The sequence below is a fragment of the Streptomyces sp. NRRL S-495 genome, assembly GCF_000966955.1.
Taxonomy (GTDB): Bacteria; Actinomycetota; Actinomycetes; order Streptomycetales; family Streptomycetaceae; genus Kitasatospora; species Kitasatospora purpeofusca.
The window spans coordinates 1-1,447 of record NZ_JZWY01000747.1 but is presented as its reverse complement, the minus strand read 5'-3'; the positions used below and the strand labels follow the sequence as shown (position 1 = coordinate 1,447).

Below are 1,447 nucleotides of genomic sequence, written 5' to 3'. Positions count from 1 at the left end.
AACCGCGTACATCATGTCCGGTCCGGGCTCCTCGGCATTGCGCCACGACGCGCATCCCGGGCCGTTCCGGCCCCTGGCTCGGCCACCGGCTGCCATCCCCACGCGAGACGCACAGCGCCGCGTCCGGATCGGCGCCCTTCCGTGACAGTTCACGGTTCGAGGTTCCGCGCCCCCGCTTCCCGCGGTGGGCGCCGACTGCAGGTGACGTGCCGCACGGTTTCACCGTCCACGCTCCGCTCTCCACACTTTTCGGCCCGTTCCTCGCGGCCTCCTGCCTGCGCTCTGCGCTGCGGAGCCCCCTTGCGACGCGCCGTCCAAGGAAGGTTTCGCATGAACCGTTCCACTCGTTCCCCGTACCGCAACACCGACTCCCGCTCCGGGGGCTCCCGCCGCTCCTCCGGCGGCTCCTACGGATCCCGCTCCGGCGGCGGTTCCTTCTACGGCGACCGGCCCTCCGGTGGCCGTGGCTCCCGCCAGGGCTCCTCCTCGCAGGGCGAGTTCGCGATGCCGGTGAGCACCACCCCGTCGCTGCCGGCCGTCGAGACGTTCGACGAGCTGGAGATGCCGAAGGCGCTGCTGTCGGTGCTGACCCGCCAGGGCGTCACCGCGCCGTTCCCGATCCAGGCCGCCACGCTGCCGAACTCGCTGGCCGGCCGTGACGTCCTCGGACGAGGCCGGACCGGCTCCGGCAAGACCATCGCGTTCGGCCTCGCCGTGCTGGCCAGGACCGCCGGGCAGAAGGCCGAACCGCGCCGCCCGCTGGCGCTGGTGCTGGTGCCCACCCGGGAGCTGGCGCAGCAGGTGACCGACGCGCTGACGCCGTTCGCCCATGCGGTGCGGCTGCGGATGGCCACGGTGGTCGGCGGGATGTCGATCGGTCGGCAGGCGCAGGCGCTGAACCGGGGTGCGGAGGTCGTGGTGGCTACCCCCGGTCGGCTCAAGGACCTGATCCAGCGCGGCGACTGCCAGCTGGACGGGGTCGGCATCACGGTGCTCGACGAGGCCGACCAGATGGCCGACATGGGCTTCCTGCCGCAGGTCACCGAGCTGCTGGAGCAGGTGGCGGAGGGCTGTCAGACGATGCTGTTCTCGGCGACCCTGGACCGCAACGTCGACCGGCTGGTGCGGCGCTTCCTCAAGGACCCGGTCACCCACTCGGTGGACCCGTCCGCCGGGGCGGTCAGCACCATGGAGCACCACGTGCTGCAGGTGCAGAACTTCGACAAGAACGCCACGATCGCGCACATCGCCTCCCGCGACGGCGGGGTGATCATGTTCATCGACACCAAGGACGGCGCCGACCGCCTGGTGGACGACCTGCTCGCCAACGGCGTGAAGGCCGCCGCCCTGCACGGCGGCAAGTCCCAGCCGCAGCGCAACCGGACCCTGGAGCAGTTCCGCAACGGCCAGGTCACCGCGCTGATCGCCACCAACGTCGCCGCCCGCG

1 protein-coding gene is annotated in these 1,447 nt (G+C 71.9%); it reads left to right on the top strand.

Going from position 1 to position 1,447, the window contains the following annotated elements; all coding sequences use genetic code 11:
* Positions 1-330: 330 nt before the first annotated feature.
* The coding region (locus VR45_RS32455) for a DEAD/DEAH box helicase (protein WP_045943467.1) at positions 331-1,447 on the top strand (1,117 nt) is incomplete at its 3' end.